The 22,472-nt window shown below is 52.0% G+C and carries 16 protein-coding genes; 4 read left to right on the forward strand and 12 right to left on the reverse strand.

Features of this window, described 5'->3' with window-relative positions; all coding sequences use genetic code 11:
* The first annotated feature begins 588 nt into the window (after positions 1–588).
* Positions 589–1,248 (forward strand): hypothetical protein, encoded by a 660-nt coding sequence (locus OCL06_RS12105; protein ID WP_262994903.1) that lies wholly within the window; start codon positions 589–591, stop codon positions 1,246–1,248.
* A 58-nt stretch (positions 1,249–1,306) separates the two neighbouring features.
* On the opposite strand, the gene OCL06_RS12110 is transcribed toward OCL06_RS12105, so the two are convergent.
* Entirely contained in the window at positions 1,307–1,924 is a 618-nt protein-coding gene (locus OCL06_RS12110; RefSeq protein WP_262994906.1) for an EF-hand domain-containing protein, read from the reverse strand.
* A gap of 399 nt (positions 1,925–2,323) precedes the next feature.
* On the opposite strand from OCL06_RS12110, the gene OCL06_RS12115 reads away from it, so the two are divergent.
* On the forward strand, positions 2,324–5,425 hold the full coding sequence (locus tag OCL06_RS12115; RefSeq protein WP_262994908.1) for an efflux RND transporter permease subunit: 3,102 nt from the start codon (positions 2,324–2,326) through the stop codon (positions 5,423–5,425).
* 4 nt (positions 5,426–5,429) lie between these two features.
* On the forward strand, positions 5,430–6,521 hold the full coding sequence (locus tag OCL06_RS12120) for an efflux RND transporter periplasmic adaptor subunit (RefSeq protein WP_262994910.1): 1,092 nt from the start codon (positions 5,430–5,432) through the stop codon (positions 6,519–6,521).
* 75 nt (positions 6,522–6,596) lie between these two features.
* Here the strand turns inward: OCL06_RS12120 and OCL06_RS12125 are convergent, their stop codons facing one another.
* From OCL06_RS12125 to OCL06_RS12135, 3 genes are read right to left on the reverse strand one after another with little or no spacing between them, the layout of a single operon-like run.
* On the reverse strand, positions 6,597–7,082 hold the full coding sequence (locus OCL06_RS12125; RefSeq protein ID WP_262994912.1) for a histidine phosphatase family protein: 486 nt from the start codon (positions 7,080–7,082) through the stop codon (positions 6,597–6,599).
* 46 nt (positions 7,083–7,128) lie between these two features.
* Complete coding sequence (locus tag OCL06_RS12130) at positions 7,129–9,501, reverse strand: DNA polymerase II (protein ID WP_262994914.1); 2,373 nt, start codon at positions 9,499–9,501, stop codon at positions 7,129–7,131.
* Positions 9,502–9,517: 16 nt separating this feature from the next.
* Positions 9,518–11,410 carry a tetratricopeptide repeat-containing diguanylate cyclase gene (locus OCL06_RS12135; RefSeq protein WP_262994916.1) on the reverse strand — a complete coding sequence of 631 codons (1,893 nt, stop codon included), beginning with the start codon at positions 11,408–11,410 and terminating at the stop codon, positions 9,518–9,520.
* 175 nt (positions 11,411–11,585) lie between these two features.
* Here OCL06_RS12135 and OCL06_RS12140 point away from each other — a divergent pair, with 175 nt between their 5' ends.
* Complete coding sequence (locus OCL06_RS12140) at positions 11,586–12,614, forward strand: patatin-like phospholipase family protein (protein ID WP_262994918.1); 1,029 nt, start codon at positions 11,586–11,588, stop codon at positions 12,612–12,614.
* 89 nt (positions 12,615–12,703) lie between these two features.
* Here OCL06_RS12140 and OCL06_RS12145 read toward each other — a convergent pair whose 3' ends face one another.
* From OCL06_RS12145 to OCL06_RS12180, 8 genes are all read right to left on the reverse strand, one after another.
* Complete coding sequence (locus OCL06_RS12145) at positions 12,704–13,192, reverse strand: cadherin-like domain-containing protein (RefSeq protein ID WP_262994920.1); 489 nt, start codon at positions 13,190–13,192, stop codon at positions 12,704–12,706.
* Positions 13,193–13,201: 9 nt separating this feature from the next.
* The gene (locus OCL06_RS12150) at positions 13,202–14,782 is read right to left on the reverse strand and encodes a DUF4331 domain-containing protein (protein WP_262994922.1); all 1,581 of its coding nucleotides are present in this window, start codon (positions 14,780–14,782) and stop codon (positions 13,202–13,204) included.
* Positions 14,783–14,945: 163 nt separating this feature from the next.
* A complete protein-coding gene (locus OCL06_RS12155) occupies positions 14,946–15,647 on the reverse strand; it encodes an anti-sigma factor (RefSeq protein ID WP_262994924.1) in 702 nt (233 codons plus the stop codon).
* Complete coding sequence (locus OCL06_RS12160; protein WP_262994926.1) at positions 15,644–16,177, reverse strand: sigma-70 family RNA polymerase sigma factor; 534 nt, start codon at positions 16,175–16,177, stop codon at positions 15,644–15,646. The genes OCL06_RS12155 and OCL06_RS12160 overlap by 4 nt, the downstream gene beginning before the upstream one ends.
* 149 nt (positions 16,178–16,326) lie before the next feature.
* Positions 16,327–17,031 (reverse strand): endonuclease/exonuclease/phosphatase family protein, encoded by a 705-nt coding sequence (locus OCL06_RS12165; RefSeq protein ID WP_262994928.1) that lies wholly within the window; start codon positions 17,029–17,031, stop codon positions 16,327–16,329.
* Positions 17,019–19,208: a VTT domain-containing protein gene (locus OCL06_RS12170; protein ID WP_262994930.1), complete on the reverse strand. Its 2,190-nt coding sequence runs from the start codon at positions 19,206–19,208 to the stop codon at positions 17,019–17,021. Before OCL06_RS12170 ends, OCL06_RS12165 begins: the two co-directional genes overlap by 13 nt.
* Positions 19,209–19,385: 177 nt before the next feature.
* Entirely contained in the window at positions 19,386–21,104 is a 1,719-nt protein-coding gene (locus OCL06_RS12175; protein ID WP_262994932.1) for an ATP-binding protein, read from the reverse strand.
* A 163-nt stretch (positions 21,105–21,267) separates the two neighbouring features.
* Positions 21,268–22,449: a GGDEF domain-containing protein gene (locus OCL06_RS12180; RefSeq protein WP_262994934.1), complete on the reverse strand. Its 1,182-nt coding sequence runs from the start codon at positions 22,447–22,449 to the stop codon at positions 21,268–21,270.
* Between the last annotated feature and the right edge of the window lie 23 nt (positions 22,450–22,472).

Consider the following 22,472-nt stretch of genomic DNA (forward strand, 5'->3'; position numbering starts at 1 on the left):
ACTGGCCAAATGCTACCCCGCGGTCATCCGATCCCGAAGGGGGATCCCATGGTCTCGCAGAGCTCGACCGTTCATCACTAGCGGAATGCCATTAGGCATTCCTTATCGTCTGCGACGGCCGTGCTGAACCCCCATGTGTGAGTAGCATCGCAAAACTTATATTCGATAAGAAGTCCGCTCAGTTAAGCAGACTTTTTCGTTTCTGTAGCCGGGAAACTGGCCAGATGATCCCCCGCGCTGATATTCTGTTTTTATTGCACTACAGTTAAGGTTCCCTGAAGTAAATCGTTCACGAACCCATTTTTAAACACTACCGTGAAGTGTTTAGCTGTATACAATAACGTCGGACTTTATGTTTATATCACTTAGCGCCAGACACATACGGCTAAATATGTACCCTACACGCGCTCGCGCTACTGTGAGGCTCTGTGCGCTTACTATTAACAAAACGTAATCTAAGTACCACTAATTGTTAGTCGACGAAAGCCGTAAGCTATGATTTATTAAAGATATAGCTATACACGTGAAGGGAGGGATATGCGAACAATCCTGGTATTAGCACTATGGCTTACGAGTACAGGGACAAGCTTGGGGCAGCAGCAAGTGGTTATCGGGCTCACCGAAATCCCTAACCTACTGGGACGCTCTGAAACCGCAATGGGGGAATATAATCTGTTCTTAGAGCAGATACCTGCAGAGTTAGAATTACTATTTTTACCCCCGGCCCGTGCAGATCGCGAGTTTGAAAAAGCCTATGTTGATTGCCTGTTTCCTGCCAGTACTGCCGCCATGGAGGTTACTCACCCGGTGCTGCAAAGTGAAGCTGTGTCTGTGGTCTCTGCGTATTTATTCAGGAAATCGCCTAATGGCGGGGTGGCCAGCAATGGTCTTCCGGTGATTGCTGTTCGCCATGGTTTATCATTTGGTGAAGCACGCAAACGGCTGAACGCCAATTTCGTGGAGACCAGCGGCCCTCTACAGTCCCTTAATCTGCTGATGAAAGGCAGAGTCACCCATGCACTGAGTTATCTTCCCGATATGACTGGGGCGGCGAGACGTCTAAATGTGCCTGTACCCTACTATGACTCACAGGGCGCGGTATATTCCGCAGAGGACGCCTTTGTATGCAAGGACACAGAACAAAACAGAGTGTTTCTGACAGAGGTGAATGCGTTTATTATCCAGTGGCGTTTACAACGCGAACAGTCGCTCAGTAACCTGGCACCGCCAAAAGAGCCACAATCCTAAAATTCAGCGCAATAAAAAAGGCCGCCTTGGCGACCTTTTTGCGAGAGATAATATTAAATTACTCTTCGTATTCGTTTACTGAAGAACGCTGATATTGGGTGTACTCAACCCGGGTCACCAAATCATCGTCGTTCATATCAAGGTCATCGAAGTGAAGCTCTACGCCACTCTTCTCTGCTTCATCAGGCGTAATCTTACCGTCATTATCGATATCCATCATCTCGAAATCACCTTTGGCAACGACCGTTTTTTCGGTCTCCATTGTGACTTCGCCATCGTCAGTATCAATTTCCTTTTCAGTGGTAACTTGCACGTTGGCAGTTTGCTCGGCAGAAAGGTTATCATCACCTGCTGAAGACACTGTTTTAGGATCAACTTCTTCTACATCAGCAGAAAGCGTTTGGACTGACGCTACCACATCATCTTCAAAATGCTGTGGGTTGTTGGCGACGTGCGTCTTAAACTCTTTTTTCGAGAGCATCATATCGCCATTCATATCAATATTGGCAAAATGCTCATAGATATCATCGTCATCCGCTTCCTCGCGACTAATGTAACCATTATCGTCATTATCCAGATCCGCGAATGAAGACTCGATTTTATCTTTTTGATCGCCGGCGATGGCACCTGCAGATAATGCACTACTGATTAATGTAACAAGTGTTAACTTCTTCATAATCTTACTCCTTGGTTTTGCCTCCTGAACTGCATAAACGGAGGAGTGAATTCAAAATAAGACATTCATCGAGCGTGCCAATTTGTGTTTTAAGTATGTTTTTCAAGTGGTTACTGTTTTCTGGCCATTGTGTGAAGTGTGGTGGAGTTTGTTAAATCTCCATACTCAAGTGAAATAGCTACGCAGTTTTTTCAGGTATGCAAAGGCATCACGTGTAAAGGTAAATATGTCGTCGTCGGTAACCTGCCGTGAAAATAAGGTCAATTATCGTGCGACGAACAGCGGCAACCGGACAAGTGCCGTTTAACCGCAAAAAACGGTAACTGGCGGCTTTAAACTTTTTGCTCACTGGCTTCGACTTATAGTTATTGGAAACGTCACACCCCGTTGGTCACACTCATGGATATTACGCGTTCGGCGATAAATAATGCTGCTGGCGTAGCAATAGTTATCATAATCGTTGCTGCACTAGGCATTTATAGTCTGTTCTCGCTTCCGGTACAGTTATTTCCCGATATTGAACGACCGACCATTTCTATTCAAACCAACTGGCGTGTAGCATCACCCCAGGAAATTGAGTCTGAAGTCCTCGAGCCTCAGGAAGAAGTATTGCAGGGCCTGCCGGGCTTACATCAAATGCGGGCCTGGGCGAATCAGGGAAACGCATGGATTAACCTGGAATTTGGTTTACAAACTGAATTGCAAAAAACGCTGATTGAAGTGATAAGCCGCATGAATCGTTTGCCACCCTTGCCCAGGGACGCGCTTTCACCCCGGATTATGTTGGGTGGCAATGGTGGTGGCGGTCCGGCATTAACTTACTTTTTCTTACAGCAACTGCCTGGCAACCCTAACCCCATTAATAACTATGTTACCTATTTCGAAGATGTTATCCGGCCTCAGCTGGAGGCTATCCCAGGCGTTTCCCGGGCGCAGATGGAGAGCGGGGTTGGCGGTGAAGAAGAATTTCAAATCATTTTCGATCCCTACCTTGCGGCCCAGTTGGGAATTGAGTTGACCAACATCGCAGGAATGCTGGGCGCGGCTAACGATGTTTCGGGCGGTTTTGTAGAAGTGGGGCGGCGGCGTTATACCTTGCGTTTTGAAGGTCGCTACGCGCCGCAGAAAATGGGTGACATGATACTTGAGTGGCGTAATGGTAGCCCCATCCGGCTCGCCGACATCGCTGAGATAAAAATACAACGGGGCGATGAGAGTAGTTACAGTGTACAAAATGGTAACCCCGCCATCTCCGTACGCATTGACCGTGAAAATAACGCTAACGTCTTGTCTACCCTTGAAGCCGTTAAGCGCAGAGTGACGGCGTTAAATGATAGTGTGCTCATCCATGAAAACCTGACCATGGTGCAGTCATTCGATGCGTCTGTATTTATCTATCGTGCCGTTAATCTGGTGGCTGGTAACCTGGCGCTGGGGATCCTGCTGGCAATCGCCATCTTATGGCTATTTTTGCGTGAGATACGCGCTACTCTGATTGTCGCGTTGTCCATCCCGATATGCTTATTAAGTACATTTGTCGTACTTAAACTCACCGGACGCACGCTGAATGTTATTTCACTTGCCGGGCTGGCCTTTGCGGTTGGCATGGTGCTGGATGCTGCCATTGTGGTGCTCGAAAATATCGTGCGGGCACGCCGTCTTAATGCGGATGCTAATAGCGCCAGCTATGCTGCCACCAAAGAGGTGCTGGGTGCATTACTCGCCTCTACTGCTACCACCGTGGCGATATTCATCCCGGTTATGTTTCTAAACGACGTGGAAGGGCAACTGTTTGCTGATTTAGCGCTGACTATTGCCATCGCCGTCAGTATTTCATTGATTGTCGCAGTTACGGTGTTGCCGGTACTTGCAAGCCGCTGGCTCTCTGCTTCCATGCCGGACGACAGACTGGCAGGGCTATGGTCAAAAATAGCATCAACTATCATGCGCTTATCAGCCACTCAAACCCGCCGCCTGATTACGATTGCGGTATTGATGAGTGTGCCGGTAGGCGGCAGCTTGCTATTAATGCCGAAACTCGATTATTTGCCACCGGTTAAACGGGACGCCGTCGACGCATTTTTCAACTTTCCTGCCGGTGCCAGCCAGGACTTCATAGAACAGGAGGTAATGGACGAGGTGGTAGCCCGTTTGCAACCCTATATGGAGGGTGAGCAGCAACCGGCACTGAAAAACTATTACATTATTACCTGGACGAATGGCGGGACATTAGGGGTTCGCGCGAAAGATCAGAGTCAGGTGAAAGCGTTAGAGTCGCTGGTTCGGGACGAGATCTTAAAAGATCTGCCGGATACCCAAACCTTTGCCATGCAAGGTAACCTTTTCGGCGGCTTTGGCAATGGCCGTTCCATCGATATACACCTACAGGGGACTGATAAGGAAGGGCTGGCTACCGCCGCGCAGGTTGGGCTGGAGACACTAAGTGAGATATTCCCGGGGGCGAACGTAAGAGCTAATCCGGAGCTGGAACAAAGTGAGCCGGAGCTGCAATTTATCCCCAATGATAGCCGGATTATGGAAGTCGGGTATGACCGTCAGCGGGTAGCCAATCTGGTGCGAGCGATGGGCGATGGTATGTATGTGGGCGAGTACTTTGATGGTATTAAACGTCTGAACATTATCTTTCGGGGGCAACCCTGGTCTGCTCCTGAACAATTAGCGGCCACACCGGTGATGACACCCTCGGGACAGATGGTGCAACTGAGTGATCTGGTCACGGTGGACCGGGCTGTTGGGCCTTCCCGGATCCAGCGAATAGACCGGCGTCGTACGCTCACCCTTAACTTTAACCCTCCGGACGGCATGACGCTTGAAGAAGCGATGGCAGTGGTGAAAGAACAGGTAGAGCCAGCGATCCTGTCAGTCATGCCAGTAGACGGCGCCATCAATTATGGTGGCAGTGCCGACAGCCTTAAAAAAGCTATCACCACCATGAGTGCGAACTTTTTATTCGCAATGGGCCTGTTAGTGTTGCTAATGGCAGGGCTATTCCGTTCACTGAAAGACAGCATTATGGTGGTACTGGCCTTGCCGCTGGCCACAGTCGGCGGGGTGATAGCGATACGGCTTTTAAATCTGATCACCTTTCAACCGATGGATCTGCTTACCATGATCGGCTTTATTATCCTGCTGGGTCTGGTCGTCAACAATGCCATCTTACTGGTACATCAGACCCGGCTGGGAGAAAGCAATGGTTTAAATCGACGGGAAGCGGTTCATCAGGCCGTGCTGCTCCGATTGCGCCCTATCTTTATGAGTTCGCTGACCTCGCTGTTTGGCATGCTGCCGCTGCTGCTACTGCCCGGCGCCGGAAGCGTCATTTACCGTGGACTGGCAGCGGTCATCGTGGGCGGGATGACAGTCAGTACGCTGTTTACCCTCATTCTGCTCCCTACACTATTACAATTACGCCTGCCTGGGTTATCCACTACAAAGCAACCGCAGGTTCCAGACACGTATCAAGCAAAACACAGGATTTAACACCATGACCAAATTAAAGATTGCCCTTTACCAGGCTACCGGAGTGCTGTTGTTTGCCCTGACCACAAATTTCAGCGTGCTGGCGCAGGTAGCTGCGCAGCCAGCACCATTAGTAGAGCTTGACGAGGTGACGCAGGAAGTTATTGCGCAACAGGTTTGGGTACCAGGGACGGTAGTCAGTTTAAACGACGCCTCCATTGCTTCTGAAGTGGCGGGCAGAGTGATTTGGTTAGCTGACGTCGGTACCCAGGTTGCTCAGGGGGACCCACTTGCCCGGCTCGATACCACCAGATTACGGCTCAGCCTGGCTCAGGATAAGGCGAATATAGCGAAGTGGGAAGCCAGGGTGGCCAGGCTGGAATCCCGGGTAGGGCGTTTTACTGCAATGGCGGAAACCAACAATGTCTCGGCAGAGCAGCTCGATGAAACACAAGCAGAGCTTGAAGTGGCAAGGCAGGAATTGTCTCAGGCGATTGGCAGCCAGGCGCTGACTGAATACCAGATAGCGCATAGCGTAGTGCGCGCGCCTTTTAACGCGTTGGTGGTTTCTCGCTTGCGCTCGCCCGGTGAGTATACCGGGGTAGGAGAGGAACTAGTTCATATTGTAGATCCTACCCGTGTAGAGGCAGCTATTCGGGCTCCTCTGACCGTGATCCCTTACCTTGAAAGGGGCATGTCGGTGACAGTGACAGACCAGCTACACACCCGTCGCCAGCCTGTCAGAACGCTGGTGCCTGTGGGTAACGCCAATTCTCGTATGATGGAGATCCGGGTGTCACTCGCGGCTGGCGACTTTGCAATAGGCAGTGCGGTGCGTGTTGCGTTACCGCATTCAGATGCGCACGAAGGGCTCACCGTGCCCCGGGATGCCTTAGTGTTGCGTAAAACCGGCGCATTTATTTATCAGATCAATGAACAGGATGAAGCCAGACAGGTGCCCGTCATCACCGGAGTAGGGGTGGGCGAAAGAATTGAGGTGACCGGCGACCTGCGAACCGGCCAACCGGTCATTGTGCGGGGCGCAGAGCGTCTCCGCCCGGGCCAGAAGGTGCGCTATGCGACTCAGGATACCTCGCTCACCGCACAACACCTCTGAACCTGTTTAGGGCTGGCCAGGGTAGCCTGCTAGCGGACAGCCATGATGCATGGACTCGTCCCGGACTCACCAGGCTTATGGTGTGGCAGGGGGAGTCTTCGGGATCATTTCCACCGTCACCGGTACATAAGGCTGACCGGGGGTTAAAATGAACAGCTTGCCGAAATCACTTTCAGCCAGGGAAAATTCAGGTCCACCCAGTAACCGCACGAGCTGCGGCGTGGTGTTACTGTGGCCGGCCACCACCACGTTGCCTGGCAAGGACTTAAGCATGTCCGCAAAGGCGTTGAGATCATCCGGGGCGTAGTGGCGCAGTTTGAGACCCTTATCCTCCGCAAGGGGGGTGACTGTTTCAGTGGTGCGCTGATAGGGCGTAGTATAAATGGCCGTCACTGGAATATCGCCAAGGCGGGCGGCTAATTGCTGGGCACGGGCCACCCCCTCAGCGGTTAATGTCGGGTCCGGGCCGGTATTTTTTTCGTAGTGACGGGTGAGATAGACGGCAGCTGCATGGGCAGATCCAAGCATCAGATAGCAACATAGAAAAAGTACAGCTTTCACGGTTTATCCTTTAATTTATCGTGGCCTGAGGCCATATAGTCAATGTTTAGAATAACCCTAATTGCTCATTGATTATAGTATCGAACTCACTTCCCACGAAAGGTAAGATGCTGTCTGCGATAGGTTTTATTTGTTTTTCAATGTAATGGTCATAGTCGAGTGGCGCCGATACGTGTTCCACCGTTTGTGGCCCGTGGGTAGTAATGAGGTAACGTATCTGGGTTTTGTGCTGATAGCGAAGCCGCTGGTTCTGCTGGCGGTTGATGTCGTCAGCGCGCTGAGCGGCGCGCACATGAGGTGGAATGGTGCGGGTATATTCGGAAAGCGGTTTACGTAACCGTTTGCTATAAACCAGATCAGCGTCATGGTCACCGGCTCGCACCGACGTTACCAGCGTGCGAATATAGTCCTCTACGGGCTCGCCGGCAAAGATACGGGTATACAGCGTCTCCTGAAATGTTTTCGCCAGGCTGGTCCAGTCGCTGCGAACACTTTCCAGTCCTTTAAATATAAGGACCGGCTTATCATCCTGATAGGTCAGGCCGGCATACCGTTTTTTACTGCCGGTCTCAGCACCACGAATAGTCGGCATAAAAAACGTATCAAAATGCGTTTCAAACTCAATTTCCAGGTGACACTCAAGGTCATATTCGGTCTTCAGGTGTTGTTGCCACCTGGCATTTATATGCCGCTTGAGTTGCTCGCCGGTCTGACGTGCCGCGGCGGCGCTGTCCACATGGTGCAGGTGTACAAATGTTGAATCGGTGTCACCGTAAATCACTTCGTGACCCTGCTCTCTTATCCAGGCGGCAGTGGTTTGCATGATCTCATGACCGCGCAGTGTAATACTGCTGGCCAGTCGGGGATCATAGAACGGGCAGCCACCACTACCCAGGACGCCATAAAATGAGTTCATTAATATTTTTATGGCTTGTGAGCGGGGGCCGTCCTGCTGTTGCTTGGCCTCGTCTCGCTGCGCCCACAAATTAGCAATTATGCCCGGTAAAAAGTGATGGTCACGGGAAAACACCGCACCCTTAAAACCAGGGATCGCATGTTCGGGATCCTGAAGTCCTTCTGCCAGACCTAGGGGATCGATGCAGAAAGTTCGAATGATAGAGGGGTACAGACTTTTAAAGTCCAGTACCAGTACGTGGCGGTACAGTCCCGGCGTAGAGCTCATCACATACCCGCCAGGGCTGGCCAGCCCGCCATTTTCGGGTCTTACGCCACAGACGTAGCGGCGTCTGTGCAAGTGCGGCAGGTACACATTGATAAACGCAGCAACTGATCCCCCCGGCCTGCCTAAGTCCAGGCCAGTCAGACGCGCCCGCAGAATAAGAAAATCAATAAAGCGGGTCTTGGCAGCAATCCGGTTAACCAGCACGGTATCCTGAAAATTATACCGCGCCAGCGCAACGGGATCGTCCCGGTACAGCTGTTTGATGGCCGACAGTTTGTCTTCACTTTCAATAAGCTTACCTTCGCCTAACAACGTCGAGGACACCGCATCCAGTGCGAATGACTCGAAGTGATAGGTCATGGTTTTAAGCGCTTCAATGCCGTCAATAACACAGCGGCCGGGTATATCCACAATGACCTGGCCGTCTGACCAGGTTTGCAAGGTGACCGGGAGGCGGTCGCGGCCCAGCTTCAGTTTAGTCCCCATCGCTTTGGCACGTCGCTCAAGCACGGCAAAATCAAACTGCTTCACATTCCAGCCCAATATGAGATCCGGGTCAGCAGCAGCAATACTTTGTTCAAGCCGGACAAGCAGCTCCCGTTCATCTTTCGCCAGGGTCAGAACAAATGAGCTATCCAGAAGAGCGGGCTGAGGGTGAGTGGGCGGTGGAATGAGGATCACTTCCTGCCAGCTTTCTGATGACAGGGCAACTGAATATAAGCTCCCTTGTTCATCACACTCAATATCCAGGCTGAGGCTGCTCAGATACGGGGCGTAACGGGCGGACTTAACGCGGGCGTCGGTAACGCTGTTGCCGGCAGCAACGCGGCCCTGATAGGCGAGTTCACCGTACACAAACCGCTCCATTAAAAAGCGATCGGGCAAACGGATATCCGCTTCATAGGCGGTGATTGACTGGTCTTTGAGTTGCCTGCGTAGCTGTTGAAGCTGAAAGTCGTTGCATGCCCGGACAATGCTTACAGGCTGCAAGCCCAGGGTTAGAAAGTCACTGTCCTCAATCACTATCGCCAGGCCCTGTTTGCGGATGAGGGCACGTACTTTAGTGACGTCATCCACTGCCACAAAACACACACTCTGCTGGGCGGGAGAGTGCAGGCAGACCGGTCCGTTTTCGGTAGCCAGCCATAATTCAACAAAGGACTCGCCCCCGTGGTTGACTACCCGGCGCGAAATCACAAAGCCTTTACCCGATTGTAGTGAGTGCAATGACGTCATTAAAAATCAGCGATGCTTAGCCGGGCTGACGTGCCTGCACTATGCGATCACGGCCGGCTTGCTTCGCTTTATATAAGGCTTCATCCGCAAGCACGGTGAGTTCCCGCGGGGTCTCGGCCATCGCTGACGATACCAGACCTACAGATGCACTGACTTTGCAGCGGGGGTTGCGAATGCGGCCAGGGATAGTTTTCACATCGTTTATAAAACGCCGAAGCATTTCTTCTGCCTGCCCCGGCTGCGTGTGAGGAAAGGCAAATAAAAATTCCTCGCCACCAATTCGGCCGAGAATGTCGGTGGTTCTAAAAGACGATTTGGCGAGACTGCCAAAGGTGCGCAGCACCTCGTCGCCGGTTTGATGACCAAAGGTATCGTTAATTTTCTTGAAATGGTCCAGATCCAGCAGTGCTACCACTAACGGTTCATTATGGCGTATGGCCAGTTGCACCTGGTTATCCAGTACCTCCATGGTTTTTCGCCGGGTGAGCATACCGGTAAGTTCGTCTTCATTGGCCAACAGTTCGAGGCGCTCCTGATGGCGTTTGCCGTTCACGTACAAATAAAGCAGCAACAGACAGATAACGATTAATAAAAACACCATGGCGAAAATATACTGTTGCAGTTTCCGCTCGTTTAAAAGCTGGGTTTGCTGGCGCAGGTTCTGCTCGGTAAGCAGGGCGTTCTTCGCTTCCTGCTGCTCAAGGTCAAAGGCGGTACGAAGTTCAAGTAACCGCTGAGAATTTTGTTGCTGTTCAAGTCTGGTTTGCAGGTCGCGGATGATCAGCATCAACTGATAAGCTTTTTCGTATTCACCAAAAGACGCATATAAACGGGATTTCTCCAACCCAATGCGAATACTCTGAGCAAGGAACACGTCGCCCTCAGCAATGTCATCGGCACGGTTTAGCAGCCTCATGGCCTCGTCGAATTGTTGCTTATTTTCTTCTATTTTCGCCAGGCTGATTAAGGTTTGAATTTGCATGTAGGGATTATCTGCGTCCTCAAATATTCCCAGAGCTTCATTTAGAAACGTTTCGGCATCAATAAGCTTGCCTTGCTGAATAAGGTGGCCGGCCATAATCGCATAACTGTAGGCGGCGCCCTGCAGATCGCCTATTTCTAACGCCAGATTGGCGCTGTCTTTTAACAGCGAAAGGCCCTTCTGCGGATTGCCTGTTGAATAATATGCCCGACCCAGTCCAAACAGAGTGTTGGCGAGTTCCAGCGAGGCGTTGGTGTTGCGATAGTAAGTTTCTGCCTGTTGGTAAAAGGAAATGGCCTGCTCCCATTCACCGCGATATTCAAATACCAGTGCAATCATACTGGCAAAATCCTCAGGCCTGAGCTGAGTGGTGCGATCTTGCGCAAGCCGGTAGCCTTCCTGAAAGAGGGCCAGGGCATCGTCAGTGGTACTCAATGCCAGGTGAATATAGCCCTGAATACTCAGTGCGTAAGTAAGCAGGTCAAAGCGTTGATTCGTCTTAGCCCAGTCTATTGCAGGCCGGGTAAGCGCCAGACCCTCACGAGCCAGCCCCTGGGTCTCTAATGCCTCGGCTTTAGCCACGGCCAGCTGGTGGAAAAGCCAGGGTTGTTGGTCGGGAGTGACCAGACCCAGGCCGTGCTCGGCATGTTCCAGCGCTTTTTGATGCAGTAGCAGGGCGGAATAAGCGCGGCTTAACAGGGCATGCACCCCAGCTTTTTCTTCGTTACTGATCGCCGACGCGTAAGCGCTCTGCAGCCCACGAATAGCCGTGTCTGGTGTTTTGCGGATCTCTGCAGCAAACGGTGCTGCCACTGCCGGCCAGGTGTCACTTGGCGTTTCCTCAGCTGCTAATGCCTGAGGCTGGTAGCAGACACCGATAAGCAAAACCAGAGTATAAAAAAGCCCAGACAAAAACGGCCTTGTCATGGTGTTCCTCTTTTGTAGTGCAGCACGGCTGCTTTTTAGAATATGATGGGGTTATGCATGCTATCACGAAATGATTCAAGCGATGCTGCATATGTACACTGATAACGTTAATGCAATAGTAATACCGCAGCATGTTTCAGGGGCGTAAAACTAACTTACAAACGAGGGACGCGTAATGGCTAAGTTATTATTATCACTGGATGGCGGCGGCATTCGTGGGGCAGCAACCACGCAGTTTTTGTCGCGCATCGACAATGCACTGCACGCAAAACACGGCTTGCGGATCAGAGACTGTGTCGATTTTTATGCAGGCACCAGTACCGGCAGTATTATTGCGTTGGCGCTGGCCACCACTGACTTGTCAATGAGCGACATCAACCGGCTGTACAGCCCGGTGATGGCACGCAAGATATTCAGGCCTAACCGCGGGCTGTTCGAATTCGATGGTATCAATGCCCCTAAGTATGAGGGCAGTGGTAAAACCGCCGTGCTTGACAAATATTTTGGTGAGGCGAGTCTGGCCGACGCTGTTGCCAAAGATCGACACGTGCTGGCGGTTGCTTACGGGGTGGAAAATCGCCGCCCGTACGTGCTCAAAACCACCCATGCCGATCACCTTACCTTAAAGAGTCGTCATATCGCTGATGCCTCCAGCGCCGCCCCCACGTTTTTCCCCACCCGCCCTCTGGTATTACCGCCGGGAAATGAAACACTCTGGCTGGTAGACGGTGGAGTCATTGCCAATAATCCTACGATGTGTGGCATCGCTGAAGTACGTCGGTTGTGGCCCACGGAGCCCTGGGATGGCCTGCGGGTGTTGTCGGTAGGCACCGGTTACCGTACCCGTAAAATTAATGGCCCTGATTCCCGGCACTGGGGCGCCATTGGCTGGATGACTCAGGGGCACCTGATTGATGTGTTGTCGGATGAGCGTGTGGTGGCTTATCAGGCGCTGACGATGAGCGCGTCAGGCAATTATATCCGGGTAAATGCAGAAATGCGGCGCCAGCCCGGCTTGTCTTCGCCACCGGATGACGCCATGGACGACATCAGCGAAGCCAATATTACCAAGCTTAAAGTGATGGGTGACTTTTGGTACGAACGCTATGGTGAGGCGGTGGTCGCTTTGCTTGCCGATGCTTATGAAGGGCCGTCACTGGATCGTATTGATCCGGCCACAGGCCTGCCCGTGACTTACCAGTGAGTGCAGTCCGGTGCAAATAAAAATGCCGCCGTGCTTGGTGACACGGCGGCATTGGAGATAACAAGCCATCTTTGGCGCTATGTGGGTTACTAATCCATTAACAAATCGTCAAACGCATCAGGATCATCTGCATCCTGAGTGAAATCGCGTCCATTGACCGGTAACGGCGTCGCGGAGGCGTCCTGGGCAAAGGCAGTGCGAGTGTAGGCGGCAAAAGACACCGTTAACGCTTCAATTGTTACCTCTATCGTGCCAGTAGCAGTCGCTTCGCCATCAGAAACCTGGAATGTAAAGCTGTCGTTGCCAGTTACCTGAGGATTAGGTGTATAAGTGAATTGTCCATCTGACATTAAATCGACCGTCCCAAGGGTAGCGGCGGAATCGATAGAGAACGTCAGCGCGTCTCCATCCGCATCCGTTGCCGTCAGGGTGTCGGTGAACGCAGTATCGGCCTGAGTGGTGAACGCTTCTGAAACTGCCTCAGGGGCGGTGTTTTCCTTTATTTCATCGTCATCGTCACTATCGAAGCAGCCGGTTAAGGCCAGACTGCCTGCTATGACAAGTAATAACTTACGCATAGATTACTCCTATTCCGAACCAGGTTTAGGGGTGGACAGGTATGGAAACTGGGTGTCCATCATAGTGGCATCGATTGGTGCACCGTCAGTAAAGGGCACGTCGCCTACGCTCGCGTCCTCAGGGGCACACAAACCAAGATCTGTGTCTTCACCCGCCACTGGAATGGGGTAACACAGTCTGCCCATAACGACACGCAGAGCAATATCTACTACATCATCACCAGGACGGCGTCCATTCGGGAAGCCCGCCAGGTCGTTACCCACTACACCAAATGCGGACTGTTCTTCAGCCGGTGTGGCAGCAATACCGGTGTTTAGTCGCAACATCTCTGAAGGCGTGACGGTAGCCTGTTGGTTGACCCCTTCAAAACCGGTGAGGAATGCGGTAACCAGATCTGTTCGTGGGAAATTAGTCGGTGCTAATGTCTCAATATTTGTACCCAATGTATTGTTTACTGCTTCTTTAAACAGAATGTTCAACAGCTCTGGTAGTACTGGGTGGGTTACATAATCAGCAAACTGACCGTCGCTGCTGGGATGGGCTGTGGAAAAGGTGTCTTTGTCGGCAATACCAATAACCAGCTCGTTTACCAGCGGGTTACCCAGGCGTGATACCTGCGTCATGGCACCACCATTAACTTCAGGCTTACTGAACGTGGCATCAGGGTTCAAAATCCGCGCCTGTGGTAAGCTAGCCGTCGTCCAGCTGCCTATGACGCCATTACCGTCGCCCGTTATACATTCCGCGGGCACTTCTACGGCAATCGCGGTGACATTCTTGTTGCGTAAATCGTCGTTTTCAAGGCTCTGGGTGATGCCGCCCGGGAAGCCTTCGCCATCACCTGCGCCTGGTGAGCTGTCACCTTCTACAGGGACATAATTGACCAGGTCGAATGTCTCCCCCAGGTTCACAACAAAGGGATCATTTCGTTGGCCAACGAACACCCGGCCCATTTGTGGGCAATTCGGAATTGAAAAGTCATACACGAACTGGGCGGAATAACGCTCATATTCCTGTTCACTGCTAAAAGTTTTATTACCTATGTAGTCAAGAGGCTTTCCGAAGCTATCGCCAGCGACTGGGGTGAGTGTGGTACGTGTACCAGTGCGAACCGGCCCCGTTACCATCGTCATCGCATAGGATTCGGAGAAATTGGCTGCACTCATGTCGTCAGCAGAAATAGGGCCGACGTTTTTCAGTGGCACTTTAATCATCTTCTGTTCACCTTCCGGGCCTACCGGCAAGGCTATACCTTCATTTTCTGCGGCCAGCATAGACTCAAAATTGAACGTGAAGCTAATGTCCTCAACCGCGTCGCCGTCATTGTCAATGTGAATGGCATATTCTGCAGCCGTGTCCATTGCATAATAATTCGGACCACCGTAGGGGTCTTGTAAAGGAATGTAGTTCGCGATCATCGTGACATACCCTTCACGGCCTGACTCATAGCTGTTGAATACATAAAAATCAGTCGAGTCTACCGTTGGCATACGGGTAATATTAGGCGCTTCACGGTGGCTGGAGGCCAGGGCGGTAGCTGTGATGGCCATACCTGACAGCGCCACCACTATGGGTTTCATTTTAAACATTTTTGTTCCTTTTCTCTGTGAGTTCATAAAGCCTTACGAGCTCGTCCGGGAAGTGGATGCAAAAATTAATAATTTATTTACATTAAGTTTAAGAGTCGGGGCAATAATGCGAGGCTGCGTGTCGGCCGCCTCGCAGGTGGGGAAGGTAAACTGATGAGGGCTGTTATACCGAAACCAATGGCGAGATATACAGAACTTCGGTAGGCGCACCTGTAGGCGAGCCACCCGGCGGTTCCAGGCTCACTGCCAGGGCGGCGATGTCAGGTCTTAGCAATATAGCGGGCGTAGCGCGATCCCAGCGGCCGTCTTCTGGTAGTACCCCTAACGAAATCGGGGCTTGACCATTGGCCGGAACCATCCACAGCTCAAAGTCCTTGTCTGCGCGTTCGGTCAGTTTAGCCGTAGAGCGAACAGTCAGCGACTCGGGCGAGACTTCAATTAACCACAATGGCTCCGCATCGGCGTTATTGACGACGGCAATATGAGTAGGCGCAACGGTTACCGGTGGCTCGCTGGTTCCAAACAGTACTGCAATAATGAACGCTGCGGCAGCTGCGACCCCGGTCATCGTACGCCAGCGACGGGAGCGCTTCTGATACAGTGAGATAACCTTTTGATTGTCTGCTTCGGAATCGGTAAAGCCCAGTCTGGACTGAATGTTTTCCCATACCGCAGAGGAAGGTGACACCGGCGGCACAGATTCACCTAAGCCGTTCAGGTACTGTTCCCACAGCCAGGTGGTTTCACTAATCAGCTGGCTTTCCATCATCAGTTTCTGGTAACGGCGACGGGCCTGACCACGTAGCGTACCCAACACATACTCGGCCGCGAGGGCATTGCGTCGTTCTTCGGCAAGATAATTCATAGTGACAGGCACCGTTGCAGGCTTTGCAGCCCCCGTCTTATCCAGCTTTTAATAGTGCCTAGCGGTGACGCGAGATGCTTAACCACCTCGTGGTGAGACAGCCCGTTAAAGTAGGCAAGATGAATAGCCTGCCGTTGCTGCTGGTCAAGTTCATCCATACATTTATTGAGTTTCTTTTGTTCGCGGGTCGCCATCGTCGACGGACCAATGTCGTCCGGCGGGCCGTCTTCGGCGTCCAGCACCACTTCGTTGCGGATGGAGTGATATCGCATCAGATCTAACGCCCGGTAACGGGCGATACTGACCATCCAGGTGAGTACTGTGCCTTTACCACGTTGATAACTGCCGGCGTTATGCCAGATTTTAATAAATGCGTCCTGGGTTGCTTCCTCGGCCAGTTCCCGCCGCTTAAGCATCTTAAGGACAACGGCATATAACTGCGGGCTGGTGATTTCATACAGTTCAGCGAAGGCTTCTTTTTCACCGTCCGCAGTCGCGCACAGAAGCGGAAAGAGTTGTTCTTGTTCCACGGCTAATCCTTATTGGTGTTTTATAGCCAAACGGCCAGGCCACCAATATGGATGCAGGGCCAGCCGTAATTATTCATCATCGTGAAACATTTCCGGGGGAATAACAATCTGAAGGCCGGCCCGAATTATTAAATTTTGTTCATTTGTGGTTATGAGGGCAGCCGCACATCAATCTGCACGGGCAGGTGGTCAGAAAAGTGCCGGGCTTTGCGATCCCGTAGTTTTTTGCACTTTAACAGGTGCACGTCCGGGCTCGTCCATACTCTGTCCAGCGAAAACAAGGGCAACTGACTGGGGAACGTGGCCCCCACTTTGTGTTGCTTCAGTGTTTTATTGAGCGCTTTAAACGCGGAGGTAAAAAACTGCCACTCATTAAAATCGCCAGCCAACACCAGTGGCATGGGGTCATTTCGTAGCCGCTTACCAATGTATTCATGCAGTTTGGCAAACTGTGAACGGCGTTCCCGCTTCTTTAGTCCCTTATGCGTGTTAATCACGGTAAGTGGCCCGCTGGGCGTGTCTACCACTACCGTCTGAATGTTGCGGGGCTGACGCCCGGCCTGACTGACATCCAGCGTCTCATTACTGATCACCGGGTAGCGGGAGAGCACGGCATTACCATACCAACCGTCTTTTTCCTCCAGTGCCGGTGACGGCACCAATTTAAACACCGAGCCTGCACAAATATCTTTCACATCCCGCTCAATATTACGCTCGGAGGGGCGAGTGTCCATTTCCTGCAATAACACGACGTCGGCGCAGGCATCGGCAAGAAAATTGCCGATGCGCCGATAGTCCTGTTTTTTGTCTCTGCCGATACCGCTATGAATGTTGTAACTGATTATGCGACACATTCTTCAGCTTCTGCCTTCTCTTTCTGTTGTTTGCGTTCCTGATACCAGCGGGCGAATTTTTGTGAGCCCCAAATCATCAGGCCCCACAACACAATTCCGCCGGCCATATATCCAATTGTCTGCGGTGACGGATTACGGAAGATTTGCGTAATAGAGTCTCCTACCAGACCCTTAGCGATCATCGGCGGGAACATGCCCAAAAAGGTCCCAACCAGAAACTGGAAGATACCAATCGAGGAAATGCCCGCCACCAGGTTCACTAAACTGAACGGCGCAATAGGCAGCATACGAATGGCCGCGACGCCCACAATGCCGCTGGTTTTCAGCTTGGCATCGAGGGCTTCTACTTTCGGGCCGCCTACTTTCTTCAGGCCGGCGTTACCGAGGATCTTACCGATACCAAACAAGGCAGCTGAACTTAACAGTGCGCCCAGAATACCGTAGATAGGCCCCCATATAGGGCCGAAGATTGCTGCCACCGCCAGTGACAGTACGGTTACCGGGAAGAATAACAGCCCGCCGATGACATACACCATCAGCACGGTGGGCAGGGCAAAATAGGTGCCCCGGCTTTTTTCCAAAAAGGAATTGATGTTTTCGGCACTGAGCCAGGGAATGGACTGACTGGCCCAGAACATCAGCCCCGCCAGCAACGCTAGCGCAGCAACACCAAGAGCAATCATAATAGTTCGGCGGCGTGGATTTTTAGCAGGCATAGCGCTCCCGTCAATGGTTGGAATGGATATGAGTGGTTCTTCCGGGTCCGACAGTGAGCGGTACAAACTGGAATTTGACTGGTCAGTAAACACTTCGTCGTTGACTATGTTCAATACATAGCCGTGAGCCAGCTGTCCTGTCATTAAGGCTTCAACCGGGTTGTCGCTTTGCAGCAACTCCGCAGTTTCAGCCACTTCCCGCCCGGTATGTTCGGCCAGAAGATCGTCGCGCAGTCTGGCGATCATGTTTCGGTTATGCTCGGTATTGCCCCGAAATACCGTATCAATTTCGGTATCCAGCGTCATAGAGCGGTTGCTCAGGTTCGAAGACCCAATCACTGCATACTTTTCGTCGATGGTCATGACCTTCGCATGAATACGTTTATAAGCTTTACGGCCCTTAATATCCTCAATGGAAGAGTAGGTCATGGCAATGCGGTGAGGCTCGACGCCTTTTTCAAGAATGTCTTTAAACTCAATGCGGCTTGCCCAGAATGCCTCACATTCAAATTTTCCTTTGGGCTCGTAGGAGCTGACAATGACGACCTGGAGTGTGTCACACTCCTTAAGGCGACGATTCAGGGCTTCGGCAATTTCCTGGCGGGTCGTAAACTGGTTCTCAATATAAATAAGCCGTTCTGCCTGACTGATGAGGTCCAGCAGCATGTTGCGAACTTCCTGCACCGGCTCTACCTCATCCATAAACGGAATGGTTCGCGCCAGTGCGCACTCTACGTTTTCAAACCAGGGGTCATACTGTTCTGGCCAGGCAGAGGGGAGGGGGGCATCCGGGCCGTTTTGCGCGTCGTCACGTTTGCCAATAGGCTGCTCTTCCGCAACCCGTAACCATCGCCAGCGCACCAAATCGGCAAAATCTTTAACCACCGGGCCCGCAGCAACCATGTGTACATCGTGCAATGGCCCGTACTCGCCATCAGGCCCATCACGCTCTTCGCTAATCACCGGATGATCCCGGGTATCCCAGCGGTTTACTGACACGTCCATGCCGCCTGAAAACACCACTTCGTCGTCAATTACCACCACCTTCTGGTGCTGACTGCCGCCCATAGGGATGGTGTCATCCAGCTCGGTTTTTACGTTATCAGGCGTCTTCTCTTCCCAGACTTCTTTGGCCCACATTTCGCGCATTGCAAAAAACGCCAGCGATGAATCCCAGCGTAATAAATACACGCGTAAATCAGGATTCTGTTCGGCTTTCCAGGCCAGCAGATCGCCTATCACGGAAGGCGCTTCAGCGTTGGCTTCCTCTTCGCCACGCAGTAACCGAATGCGGCTATCAATGTCCCAGCCAATAATGAAAATGCTGTGTTTGGCCTTGGTAATGGCAGAATGCAGTGCACGATAGTAGTTTGCACAGTCAATCAGCGGGGTAGCATAGGTAGCAGTGCTCGTTACCCAGCAATTTTCGCCCTGCTTAAAAATGGAGTCTGACCCAGACATGATGCCTCCCGATGTCCAAACTAGTCGTAACTTGCAAAATAACAGGGGTAGTGCATAAATCATTCCATAGCACCCGGCTGTAAGCGCCTCTCTATCTGGCGGTATTTCAGTAGGTTAGCGTGGAGTTAATAAAAGGGGCTGTAATTTTGGCTGTGTTTGGCCGGCAAAAATAACGGACTACTTTGTAATATTTTCTGTCGCTGGCTGCGTGATTTCAGAGGCCTGGGACTCATAAGTTTTAGCGTGGCTAAGGTGTTTTTGCAGCGTGGCGAGTAACCGTTCTCGGGTGACGGGCTTTGCCAGGTGGCCGTTCATGCCGGCAGAAAAGGCCTGCGCCACTTCATCCTCCAGGACTGCTGCCGATACGGCGACGATAGGTACATGAGGGTGGCGTGTGCGGATTCTTCGGGCTGCTTCTAGCCCGTCCATATCTGGCATATGCAGGTCCATAAGAATTAAATCAAATGCCGTTGACTCTGTTGCTGTCACCGCCTCCCGGCCGCTGCTGGCAAAACTCAGGGTAAGCCCACAGCCTTCGAGTAACTCACCGATGACCAGCCGGTTAATTTCGTTGTCGTCGGTAACTAATACGCGCCGCTTAAATGGTGCCACAGCATAGGGTAATGCGGTGACGGTCGTGCTCGCAGTGTCGCATATTGGCAGCGGTAACTGGAGCGTGAATACACTGCCCTGACCTTCAGTACTTTGGAGGGTGAGTGTCCCCTGCATAGCCGTAGCCAGATCCCGGGCTATCTGTAACCCCAGCCCGGTCCCGCCAAACAGTCGGGCGTCGCTGTCACGGGCTTGTGCGTAAGGTTCAAAAATGTGTTCCTGGCGATCCTCGGCGATGCCTATCCCGGTATCGGAGACCCGGAAGGCCAGTGTTTGGCTGTTATCATGGGTGCTTAATACTGTGACTTCTACGCTGATATGACCGGCGGTGGTGTACTTGATTGCATTGCTCAACAGGTTATTCATTATTTGTGCCAGCCGGAGAGGGTCGGTGAGGTGCTGTTTGGCCAACGTGTCGGCAACGTGCAGTTCAAGAGGGAGATGCTTTTCTTTCGCTAGCGGACGGTAAGTGTTTAGTACATCTTCCAGTAATACCGGGACGTTTACCGGAGTGGCTTCAATAGCCAGTTTTCCTGCCGAGAGTTTTGAGTAATCCAGAATATCGTTAAGGATAGAGTTTAGCATCTGCCCGGAGCGTCTCGCTGTTTCGAGTGTTGGCCGTTGTGATTCATCCATGGGCTTGAGTAACACAGACTCTAACAATCCCAGCAGGCCGTTCATGGGGGTGCGTAACTCGTGAGACATGGTCGCCAGGAAGCGGGACTGAGTTTCTTTTGCCTGTTGTTCGGATACCAGCGCCTCTTCGAGTGATTGTGACTTATTAATGCTGGTGGCCAGCGCGTTCTCCAGCAGAGTCACTAACACGTAGACCATAGCCGCGACGGTATAGTTAGTAATACATAACCGTACCCAGACATCAAAATCATAGGGTTGTGCACTGAAGGGCACCAGCAAGGTGCAGCTTGCCAGAGCAACGACGACGACAAACCGGTAGACGCCGCTAAGAAGCATTACCGGCACGATAGTCGCCAGAGCGATAAGCGTAGCGGGTAGCATGCCATTCAGAACGATCAGTAGCGGGGCGGCGGGGGTCGAGATAGTCGCCCAGACGATGGCCATTGTGCTGCTTAACACGGGCCTGGTTAGCGCAATCAGTGCCAGTATCAGCCAGGTAACCGGGAACAGTAACGCGATCCCCATAAAAGCAGGGCGAGAGATAAGCAGCGCGGCCAGAATAATCACTGAAAATACCAATAGGATCCAAAATCCGTAGGTACGAATCTGATGGGCGATTACACGGGTATCGGGTGCCGGCGTTTCCATGCCACGGAGTCACTTTTCATTTTAGTGGGCGCTGCTTAAGTCATAACACAAATTAAAGAAGCTGAGGGATTTTTAATCGTATATGCGACGAAAGTATAGGTTAGGGGCATGCCCTCAGCGCACGGGTAGCATGAGTTTCAACTACAACTAAGCGGATGATGGGCTACAAACTGGAGACGGGCGGTGAAGAAAAGCGATCACCGAACAAAAACACCAGGTTCCGGCCCCGCCGTTTAGCACTGTAAAGGGCTTTGTCAGCGTCTTCGAATAGTGAGTCCCAGGAGTCCAGCACGTCGGTAGACTCAGCAATGCCGATGCTCACAGTAGTGGTCACCCGCTCGCCGTTAAACATGATATCGGCTTCGGCCACCGCCCCTCTTAAACGGTCGGCAATGATATGCGCTTTGTCCATAGGCAGGCCGGGCATCAGGATCGCAAACTCTTCGCCGCCCATGCGGCCGATAATGTCGGTATTACGGATCCCTGCCTTGAGGGTGCGGGCAACCTGACGGAGTACCTCATCACCACAAGAATGACCGTAGGTGTCGTTGATATTCTTGAACAAATCAATATCCACCATCAACAGCGAATGCTGGGCAATATTATTATCGGCTACCGAGGCATAAGCTTTTTGCAGAAATGCGCCCCGGGTGTTTACCGTAGTCAGGTCATCGCGGCTGGCCAGTTTCTGCCACTGGTGTTGTTTGCGCAGCATGTGCAGTATCGGCAGCACCAATGCGGTCACCAGCGTGAGCAACAAGTGAGTGAGCAGGGTAAGGTCGAAGAGCGTAGCAATATCAATGTCATTGCCCGCCAGCATTTTTACCAGCAAGACCGTACCCTGTAAAAACAGAATAAAGGCGTGCACCACCAGCACGGCACGCAATGCCGCGTAGGCGCTTTGAAAAGGCGATTTACGGTGGTAGAAACAGCCTTCCGTTATCAGCAGCATACTCGCCATGGCGAAGGAAGTGACCACATTTACTACCGGCCCAAAGAGGCTGGCGGCGGTAATCGCAACCAGCGCAAGGTAAACCAGACTTTGGGCTTTTTGATAAAGCCGGGCTGAGGTACGGGTTAGTTCAAAATGGTAGAGTCCACAAAATAAACCGTAAGTGGATAGCAGCAACAAAAGACAACCGGTGGCGTTGAGAAATTGCAGTCCGCCAGACGACGCTGCCGTTACGGTGGCCACCAGACCCGCTGAGAATAAGCCGCAGGAAACCGCCCACCATGCATAGGCGCGGTGTGTGGGCTGGGCTTTGGCAATAGCAGCGAAGTAAATGCACACCAGCACATTCACCGCCAGGGCCATAACAATGCCGATTGGAACGCTCAGCGACATGCTGGTAGTCACTCCGTCAGGTT

This window comes from Alteromonas salexigens (genome assembly GCF_025628895.1).
In the GTDB taxonomy this organism is placed as follows: Bacteria; Pseudomonadota; Gammaproteobacteria; order Enterobacterales; family Alteromonadaceae; genus Alteromonas; species Alteromonas salexigens.

Coding starts and splice junctions, on each gene's coding strand:
- OCL06_RS12110 (WP_262994906.1), bottom strand. CDS start 1,924: ATGAAGAAGTTAACACTTGTTACATTAATCAGTAGTGCATTATCTGCA.
- OCL06_RS12115 (WP_262994908.1), top strand. CDS start 2,324: ATGGATATTACGCGTTCGGCGATAAATAATGCTGCTGGCGTAGCAATA.
- OCL06_RS12120 (WP_262994910.1), top strand. CDS start 5,430: ATGACCAAATTAAAGATTGCCCTTTACCAGGCTACCGGAGTGCTGTTG.
- OCL06_RS12130 (WP_262994914.1), bottom strand. CDS start 9,501: ATGACGTCATTGCACTCACTACAATCGGGTAAAGGCTTTGTGATTTCG.
- OCL06_RS12135 (WP_262994916.1), bottom strand. CDS start 11,410: ATGACAAGGCCGTTTTTGTCTGGGCTTTTTTATACTCTGGTTTTGCTT.
- OCL06_RS12140 (WP_262994918.1), top strand. CDS start 11,586: ATGGCTAAGTTATTATTATCACTGGATGGCGGCGGCATTCGTGGGGCA.
- OCL06_RS12145 (WP_262994920.1), bottom strand. CDS start 13,192: ATGCGTAAGTTATTACTTGTCATAGCAGGCAGTCTGGCCTTAACCGGC.
- OCL06_RS12150 (WP_262994922.1), bottom strand. CDS start 14,782: ATGTTTAAAATGAAACCCATAGTGGTGGCGCTGTCAGGTATGGCCATC.
- OCL06_RS12155 (WP_262994924.1), bottom strand. CDS start 15,647: ATGAATTATCTTGCCGAAGAACGACGCAATGCCCTCGCGGCCGAGTAT.
- OCL06_RS12165 (WP_262994928.1), bottom strand. CDS start 17,031: ATGTGTCGCATAATCAGTTACAACATTCATAGCGGTATCGGCAGAGAC.
- OCL06_RS12170 (WP_262994930.1), bottom strand. CDS start 19,208: ATGTCTGGGTCAGACTCCATTTTTAAGCAGGGCGAAAATTGCTGGGTA.
- OCL06_RS12175 (WP_262994932.1), bottom strand. CDS start 21,104: ATGGAAACGCCGGCACCCGATACCCGTGTAATCGCCCATCAGATTCGT.
- OCL06_RS12180 (WP_262994934.1), bottom strand. CDS start 22,449: ATGTCGCTGAGCGTTCCAATCGGCATTGTTATGGCCCTGGCGGTGAAT.